The following is an 8,135-nucleotide window of genomic DNA, read 5'->3' as shown; positions in this document are numbered from 1 at the left end:
GCGCTGGCTGGCTGCCCCACCCACGGCCCCCCGGCTGCCGGAGGACGAGGTCGCCCGGAGCTACCCCCGCCTGCGCCTGCAGGTGTTCCTCGGGATCTTCATCGGCTACGCCGGGTTCTACCTGATCCGCAACAACATCTCCCTGATCGCACCCCTGCTGATGGACGAGGGCACCATCAGCACCGTGGGGATCGGCATCATCGGCAACGCCGTGCTGCTGGCCTACGGGTTCTCCAAGTTCTTCTCCGCGACCATCTCGGACCGCTCCAACGCGCGGTACTTCCTGCCGATCGGCCTGGCGCTGTCCGCCGTGGCGAACCTCGTGGTCGCGTTCGTCCCCGCGGTCTCCGCCTCGGTGGCGCTTTTCGCCTCGGTCATGTTCCTCAACGGCTGGGTGCAGGGCATGGGCTGGCCGCCGTGCGGGCGCGTGCTCGTGCACTGGTTCTCCACCAACGAGCGCGGCTGGAAGACCGCCATCTGGAACACCGCGCACAACGTGGGCGGCATGGGCGTGGGCGCACTGGCCGCCTTCGGCCTGGCCATCACGGGCGACTCGTGGCAGTCGGCATTCTGGGTCCCGGCTCTCGGCGCTCTCGTGGTCGCCGCGATCGCCTTCGTCATGGTCCGGGACCGCCCGGAAGCGGTGGGCCTGCCCCCGATCGAGGAGTACCGGGACGATCCCGCCAAGGTCGAAGCGGATGCGAGCGACCTCGAGGGGTCCTCCTACTGGGGGATCATCACCAAGCACGTGCTGCTCAACCCCACCATGGTGTTCCTGGCGCTGGCCAACGTGTTCATCTACTCCCTGCGCTACGGCGTGCTCAGCTGGGCACCCACCTACCTGGCGGAGCACCACGGCATGTCCCTGGCACAGGGCATCGCCGGCTTCTCCCTGTTCGAGCTCGCCGGGATCTTCGGCACACTGGCGTGCGGCTGGGTCTCGGACAAGGTGTTCCGCGGCAACCGCAGCTGGACCGGCATCGTGTTCATGCTCGGCGTGGGCGTGTTCCTGGTGGCCTACTGGCTCGCCCCGGTGGGCACGCCGTACTGGCTGCTCATGGTGTTCCTGTTCTTCATCGGCGCGTTCATCTACGGCCCCGTGATGCTCATCGGCCTGCAGGCCCTGGACATGTCCGCGCGCCACGTGGCGGGCACGGCCGCCGGCTTCACGGGCCTGTTCGGCTACGTCTTCGGCGCCACGCTCGCGTCCACCGGCGTGGGGTGGGTGGTCCACGAGTTCGGCTGGGGCGCCACCTACGGGCTGCTCACGCTGTCCGTGGTGCTGACAATCGCCCTGCTGCTGTGCGTCCTGCCGCGGGAGAAGCAGCTCATGGCGCACCACCGTTCGCTGAGCGGCACGGACGCCCAGGAGACCCGCTCCTGAGCCTGCCCCGTGCCGGGCGGCGCGCGTCCGCTGCGCCGTCCGGCCCCGGACCCTGCCATTTCGCGGACGACGCCGCAGGGCCAGAATTCCGGCGGTCACCGCACGGCGCGGTCGGTGTCCACGACCGACGACGCCGCACGCCCCGTGACCCGCGCCGGGTCCGGTGGCGTGCGGCGTCGTCGCGACAAGGTCAGGAGCGCCCGGCGGCGCCCGCCTCCACCGCGTCCAGGTCCCGGACCTCGTGGCGGCGGCCGTAGGCCATGATGCCCAGGCACAGGGTGGCGATCACGGCGCCGGAGGCGAACAGCCAGGGGTAGGTGGTGAACTCGGAGATCAGCGCGAGCACCATGGGCACGAAGAACCCGATGTAGGTCAGCGAGTAGAACACGGCGGTGAGTCCGGCGAGGTCGTCCGGGCGGGCGATCCGCTGGACCTCCTGCAGGCCGGAGACCAGCACGAGCCCGTAGCCGCAGCCCAGCACTGCGGAGGCCATCAGGACCAGCACCAGGTTCAGGGTGGCCGAGGCCAGCACCGCCGCGAGCATCCCCAGGATCACGGCGCACATCCCCACGGCGAGCGAGCGGATGGAGCCGTCCCGGTCCAGGCGCTTGCCCAGCGGCTGGATGAAGAACCCGAAGCCCAGCCCCACCAGGCACATCAGCCCGGAGAACGCGATCCCGTACTGCGGTCCCACCACGTCCGCCATGAGGGCGGGCAGGATCGCATAGGCGGAGGCCGCGCAGCCGAAGACCCACGGGGCGGAGGGCGCCACCACGAACCAGAAGCGGTGCTGCCGGGTGGCTGGGATCTTCAGGTCCGCCAGCAGCGGCCCGTGTGGGGGCGTGGCGCGCCGGGTCTCGGGAGCGCCGGCCACCAGGAACACGGCGGGCAGACAGATCGCCAGGTTGATCATGTAGGGCAGCACGGTCTGCAGGGGCGCGAACTGCGCGAGGGCCGCGGCCACCGCGGCACCGAGGGCGAACCCGGCGGTCAGGGACAGGGAGGCGCGCCGCGCTCCCGAGACGCGCTCGGGGTGCTCCTCGTACGGTTTCTCGGAGAGCTCCTTGATCCAGGAGGTGCCCACGGCCATGCCGAGCCCGAGGGCCAGCCCAGAGAACACCCGGCCCACGAACAGCAGGAGCAGACTCTCGGCACCCACGGCCAGCAGGATGCTGCCCACCATGGCCAGCACCGGGGCCGGGATCATGAGCGTGCGGCGCCCGTGCCGGTCCGAGAGCGGCCCACCGATCAGCAGTGCGGGCACGATGCCCAACACATATGCCGCAAGGAGCATGTCAACGGCCACCTGCTCGTAGCCCTCCACCGTGCGGTACATGACCAGCAGGGGCGTGAACTCGTTGCCTCCCCACGCCACCGCCAGCAGCGCGGAACTGACCCTCATCCAGGGCTTGGTTCTCATGACGTCATTCCCTCGCAGTCACCCTCGGGGTGGGGGCCCGCCACCGGCGGCACGCGACCCCTGAACAGTGTCTGCATGCTAGGGCAGGGTGGGACAGGTCACAAAACTCGCCGGTAACAAATGGGGTCCAGAGCGGGACGGACCCTGCCGCGCCGGCTGGTCAGTGCTCGCTCTGGTAGAGCCGCCGGGCACGGACCCGCGCCTCGTGGTGGACCGCGGCCTCCGGGCGCACGAGCCAGCAGGACGCGAACCCCAGCAGCGCCGCCACGGTGTGCCCGATCGAGGACCAGTCGAGGTCCAGGAGCAGGCCCGCGGCGAGCAGCGCCACGAGCGCCCCGGCCCACAGCAGTCTGCGCAGCAGCGCTCCCCGGTAGGTGGCCAGCGCGGCGAGGGCGCAGAACCCGTAGCTCGCCCCCACGTCGATCAGCACGGGGGACGGCACGGGCAGCTCCGCGGTGCGGAACAGCCACACCTGGAGGTAGGCCACGGCCACGGTGGCGCCCACGTGCCCCAGTGCGAACCCTGCAAGGGTGCGCTGCCAACCGAAGCGGTGCTCCAGGGGTGCGACCACCAGGCTGAACCCCACCCACCAGATGAGCAGCTCCACGGGGGACACGTACATGGCACTGCGCACGAGCACCGTCACCGGGTTGGTGCTGAGCTCGTGCAGGTTGGTGGACTGCTCCGCGAGGAACGCCTTGCGCAGCGGCTCGGAGGTGTTGGCCAAAAGCCACGTGGTGAACGTGAGCAGCGTGAGGTACAGGTACGTCAGCGGGGCCCGGCGCACCCAGTCCTTGACTGGCTCACCACGGCGCAGCCACCACGCACTGATCCCGCGGAACCCGGGCCAGGCGTGGTCCACGGCGTAGAGGAAGCCCACCACCAGCAGCACGAGCGCGAGAGTGATCACGGGGAAAGTATGCGCCCGTGGTGCACGCCCCGGCACCGGAGTCGCCACCGCCCGGGACACCGTGCCGCCCTCGGCTCGGCCAGCACGGTGGGCCGTCGGGGAGCGGGGGGGTCGTGCGCGGCCGGCCCGGCGGCGTCGTCGCCCCGTCCCCTTCGGACACGCCCGTCTCGCACGAAGGCCCCCCGGCGTGGCAGGGTTACCGGGTGACCTCGTGGTCACGCTCCGTCTGAGAGGAACACCGTGAACGACGACGACGTCCGCACCGGCCCCGCGCCCCGGGACTCTGCCCCGCAGGGCCCGGCAGCACACCCGGCACCCACCACGGGGGCCGGGGCATGAGCCGGGTGCGCGAGCCGCTGCCGCCGCTCGTGGTGGTCATGGGGGTCTCGGGCTCCGGCAAGACCACCATCGGCACGCTCGTGGCCCACGAGCTGGGGGTCGAGTTCATCGACGGGGACAGCCTGCACCCCTTGGAGAACGTCCAGAAGATGGCCGCGGGCACCCCCTTGGACGACGACGACCGCTGGCCCTGGCTCGAGATCGTGGGCCGCACCCTGCACGAGCACGGCGAGCGCCGCGAGGGCCTCGTGGTGGCGTGCTCCGCGCTCAAGCGCGTCTACCGCGAGCGCATCCGCTCCCAGGCGCCCTCCGCACTGTTCCTGCACCTGGACGGCACCGTGGAGGTGCTGACCCGGCGCATCGAGGGTCGCAGCGGGCACTTCATGCCGGCCGCGCTGCTGGAGTCCCAGATCGAGACCCTGGAGCCGCTCGCCCAGGAGGAGGGCGGGTACGTGCTCAACATCGACCAGCCCGTCGCGGACATGGTGGACGACGCCGTCACGAGGCTCCGCGCACTCGTGGCCGCACAGTCCTGAGCGCGCCGGCCTGACCGAATCGTCCGGGCCGGGCCCTCCCGGCGGAAGGTCTCGGGGCCGCGGGACGGAATCGACGGGGCGGACGTGCGTTGCTCCCGGGCCCGGCGGCGTCGTCCTGCGCCGGGCGCCGCCTGCCCCCTCAGCCGCGCCGCAGCAGCACCGCCACCTCGTAGTGCCCGGTGTGGGGGAACATGTCCAGCAGCCGTGCCTCCACCGGCCGCAGGGACGGCATGCGGGCGAGGTCCCGCGCAAGGGTCTGCGCGTTGCACGAGGAGTACACCGCGTGGCGCACGGACGAGGTCTCGAGCCACGCGCACAGGGAGGCGTCCAGGCCGCGCCGCGGCGGGTTGACGATCGCGAGCTCCGGGGTGCCGGGCAGGTCCGCGGGGGTCGCGGCGGCGTCGTCGGCCAGGAAGCGCACGGAGCCCGGGCCGTCCTGCGGCAGTCCCATGGCCCGGGCGGTGTCCCGAGCCGAGGCCACGGCCTCCTCCGAGATCTCCGTGCCCACCACCTCGCGCCCCGGCCCGGCCACGTGCAGCGCGAAGCCGCCGACGCCGCAGTACAGGTCCCACACGCTGGCGGGCCCCACAGCGTCCACCCACTGCGCCACCTGCCGGTACAGCTGCTCGGTCACGGCCGTGTTGGTCTGGAAGAAGGAACGCGGCCGCACGCGCAGGTCGATCCCGTTGAGGCCCATGACCAGCTCGCGCTGCTCGCTCAGCAGGATCTCCTCGGGGCCCTCGATCACCGCCTTGTGCTCGGGCTGGATGTTCACGGAGACCACGTCCGCCGCGGGCACCAGCTCGCGCAGCAGGTCCAGGTTCTCGGCGACCTTGGGCAGCTGGCGGGTGCTGCGCAGCACGAAGCGCACCATGAGCCGGCCCTCGGGGCTGCCGGTGACGATCACGTGCTTGATCTCGCCGCGGCGCTTCGCGACGTCGTAGGGCAGCAGCCGCACCCGCCCGATGAACTCCGCGAGCGCGTGCAGGGCGCGCGTGACGGGTTCGGGGTACAGCGGGCAGTCCCGGAGGTCCACGCCCGCGGCGCCGTCCAGGATGCCGAGCGTGGGCGCCCCCACCTCACCGGCCACCACCATCTTGGCCTTGTTGCGGAACCCCCGCTCCGCCGAGGCCACCGGCTCCAGCCACCGCGGCGCACCGTGCGCGTCCACGAGCTCCCGCACCAGCTCCTGCTTGCGGGCCAGCTGCCGCGCGTACGGGACCTCGATCACCGTGCAGGACCGGCACTCACCCCGGTCGTAGTATCCGCATTCCACCCGCCCGAGTGTACGGCGGGCCTCGCCTGCCGGGCACGACGACGCCGCACGGCCGGGTGGGGTGCCCCTCCACCGCGTGTGGCGCGGGCCCGAGGATCGTGGCACCGTGAGGGCATTCGCCGCCCACCCCGAGGACCACAGCCATGAGCACCCAGCGCCCCTCCCCCGCCGTGATGCGGGGCCGCACCGATCCCGCGCGGGACGTGCGCCCGGTGGACTACACCTCGTGGCGCCCGTCCCCTGCGGCCCCGGGGATCGCCGGCGAGGAGGGAACGGAGACCACCGCGGCACGGAACGCGGCAGAACGGGGCACGCGGGCGGCGTCGTCCCCCGCGGCACCCGGAGCTGCGGCGCACGTGGCACCGGGCGGGACGCCCAAGCCGGGACCCGGACCTCGCCCGGCGCCCGCGGTCACCGTGGGAGACGCACCCCGCGAGCTGACCGTGGACCCGCAGCTCGCGGCCATGGTCGCGCGGCTGCGGTCCGAGGTGGCACCGGTGACGGGCACGCCGGAGAACGCGTTCTACACGGTGGACTCCGCACCGGGGCAGGAGCGGGAGCTGGACGTCCCCGCGGACGGGGTGGACGTGCACGGCGTGTGGGACGTGGGCGAGGACGCCCTGCGGGCCGTGGTGGCGGACCCCGAGGACACGTGGACCGCGGACCTGGGCCGCACCGACTACTACGTGCGCGGCCCGCTGTGCGTGCAGGTCACGCGCGCGGAGCACCGCGTGGTGGGGATCTACCGCAGCGGCTGGGCGATCGCGCGCCGACCGGACGAGACCTGGGCCGACACCCCCGACTCCCTGGAGCGCACGGGCGCCAAGCCCGGCGGCAGCGGCACGCGCTACCCCACCAACCGCCGGGAGCTGCTGGAACGGCTGCGCGCGGCGGGCTTCGAGGTCACCACCTCGGGGCCCACGCACGGCAAGATCACCCACCCGGACGTGCCCGGGCGGTTCCTGCCGTTCTCCTCCACACCGTCCTCGCAGCGCTACGGGCGCCACGTGGTCACCGCGGTCAAGCGCGTGTTCGGCATCGACGTGCGGTGAGCCGGGCCCGGGAACCAGCACGGTCCCCGGGCCCGGCCCACGGCGTTGCCCGACGACTGCCCGTCAGACGGACGCCGGCAGCTCGTCCACGCCGGTGCCGCGGCGCCCCCACGCCTGCAGCACGTCCAGGTAGCGCGCGCGGGCGCGCCGGGCCTGCTTCACGGCGCGACGCCCCCCGGCCTTGCGGGCCTCCTTGAGCCCACGACGCCGCTGCGTGCGCGTGCCCACCGCACTCGTCACCGCGGGCTGCCCGTACTCGGCCGGGAGCTCCCGGACCAGAGGCGACCCGCGCAGCTCCTGCTCCGCCCGCGCGAGGTACTCACGCTCCTGACGCCACGCGATCCGCGCCACCAGCACGAAGCACACCAACGCCAGCACCACCTTGACCGGCATGCCCAGCCACGGCAGCGCCGCCACCGGAGGAGCGTTCCAGAGGAAGTGCAGCACCCACCCCAGGGCGTAGAGCCCGGCGAATGCCGAGATGCGCACCATCATTGAGCAGTGCTTCACGGTGCGGCCCAGGAGATATGCCACCCCCACGCCAATGATCGCGGAGTACAGCCAGTGGGAGGAAATGCCAATGGTGCTGCGCAGCAGCGTCACACTGAAAGCACCCGAGAAATCACTGTTCGCATCCGTGGGCGCATTGTTCGCGGCATAGGAGACATTCTCGAAGATCTGGAATCCCAGACCCACGAACGCCCCCACCAGCAGCCCGTGCATGGGCCGGGTCAGCGTGCGGGAGGCCACCAGCATGATCAGGACCACTCCGATGGTCTTGCCCCACTCCTCGCTCGTGGGCCCCGCGAACGCGGCCCCCCAGTCCGCGCCCACTCCCCACGGGAGCAGCTTGGCCGCGAGCTCCAGGATGTGCTCGTTGGCGTGACCCCCGAGCCACGTGGGAACGGTGGCCCCGAACACGGTGGCCAGCAGCAGGATCCACGGCCGACGCGCCCGGTACGGGTCCGCCCACAGCACGATGACGGCGAACAGCACCAGGGTGAGCGCGAAGATCGGGGCGATCGCCAGCAGCGAGTCCTTCGCGGTGGTGAAGGACTTCGCCACCGCCAGGGACACCCCGGTGGTGCCCAGTGCCACCAGCACGCAGAACAGCCACCACACGGCCGAGCGCGGGCGGAAGAACTCGTGGCCGTACCCGGGTCCGTCCTGAGCGGCCGTGACTCGCACGGCGGGGCGGGCCCGGGCCGCGGGGGGGGC

7 protein-coding genes are annotated in these 8,135 nt (G+C 72.3%); 3 read left to right on the top strand and 4 right to left on the bottom strand.

All coding sequences use genetic code 11. From position 1 onward, the window contains the following. Nucleotides 1-7: 7 nt before the first annotated feature. On the top strand, nt 8-1,384 hold the full coding sequence (locus D9R02_RS10460; RefSeq protein WP_121566880.1) for an MFS transporter: 1,377 nt from the start codon (nt 8-10) through the stop codon (nt 1,382-1,384). A 190-nt stretch (nt 1,385-1,574) separates the two neighbouring features. Here D9R02_RS10460 and D9R02_RS10455 read toward each other — a convergent pair whose 3' ends face one another. Together D9R02_RS10455 and D9R02_RS10450 are read right to left on the bottom strand one after the other, a co-directional pair. Continuing rightward, a complete protein-coding gene (locus D9R02_RS10455; protein ID WP_039101369.1) occupies nt 1,575-2,804 on the bottom strand; it encodes an MFS transporter in 1,230 nt (409 codons plus the stop codon). Between the two features lie 160 nt (nt 2,805-2,964). Next, nucleotides 2,965-3,714: a rhomboid-like protein gene (locus tag D9R02_RS10450; RefSeq protein ID WP_039101368.1), complete on the bottom strand. Its 750-nt coding sequence runs from the start codon at nt 3,712-3,714 to the stop codon at nt 2,965-2,967. A gap of 335 nt (nt 3,715-4,049) precedes the next feature. On the opposite strand from D9R02_RS10450, the gene D9R02_RS10445 reads away from it, so the two are divergent. After that, the gene (locus D9R02_RS10445) at nt 4,050-4,589 is read left to right on the top strand and encodes a gluconokinase (RefSeq protein WP_019311059.1); all 540 of its coding nucleotides are present in this window, start codon (nt 4,050-4,052) and stop codon (nt 4,587-4,589) included. 139 nt (nt 4,590-4,728) lie between these two features. On the opposite strand, the gene rlmC is transcribed toward D9R02_RS10445, so the two are convergent. After that, the gene (gene rlmC, locus D9R02_RS10440) at nt 4,729-5,865 is read right to left on the bottom strand and encodes a 23S rRNA (uracil(747)-C(5))-methyltransferase RlmC (protein WP_039101367.1); all 1,137 of its coding nucleotides are present in this window, start codon (nt 5,863-5,865) and stop codon (nt 4,729-4,731) included. A gap of 143 nt (nt 5,866-6,008) precedes the next feature. On the opposite strand from rlmC, the gene D9R02_RS12310 reads away from it, so the two are divergent. Beyond that, on the top strand, nt 6,009-6,917 hold the full coding sequence (locus tag D9R02_RS12310; RefSeq protein ID WP_259463951.1) for a hypothetical protein: 909 nt from the start codon (nt 6,009-6,011) through the stop codon (nt 6,915-6,917). 63 nt (nt 6,918-6,980) lie between these two features. On the opposite strand, the gene D9R02_RS10430 is transcribed toward D9R02_RS12310, so the two are convergent. Beyond that, nucleotides 6,981-8,135: PrsW family intramembrane metalloprotease (locus tag D9R02_RS10430; protein ID WP_220700424.1), on the bottom strand; the 1,155-nt coding region annotated here is incomplete at its 5' end.

This window comes from Kocuria rhizophila, from assembly GCF_003667225.1.
GTDB lineage: Bacteria > Actinomycetota > Actinomycetes > Actinomycetales > Micrococcaceae > Kocuria > Kocuria rhizophila.
This window is presented reverse-complemented; position numbering and strand designations above follow the sequence as displayed.

Bases quoted from the DNA above. Each gene is read 5' to 3' on its own strand.
- D9R02_RS10445 (WP_019311059.1), top strand. From the start codon at position 4,050: ATGAGCCGGGTGCGCGAGCCGCTGCCGCCGCTCGTGGTGGTCATGGGG.
- D9R02_RS12310 (WP_259463951.1), top strand. From the start codon at position 6,009: ATGAGCACCCAGCGCCCCTCCCCCGCCGTGATGCGGGGCCGCACCGAT.
- D9R02_RS10455 (WP_039101369.1), bottom strand. From the start codon at position 2,804: ATGAGAACCAAGCCCTGGATGAGGGTCAGTTCCGCGCTGCTGGCGGTG.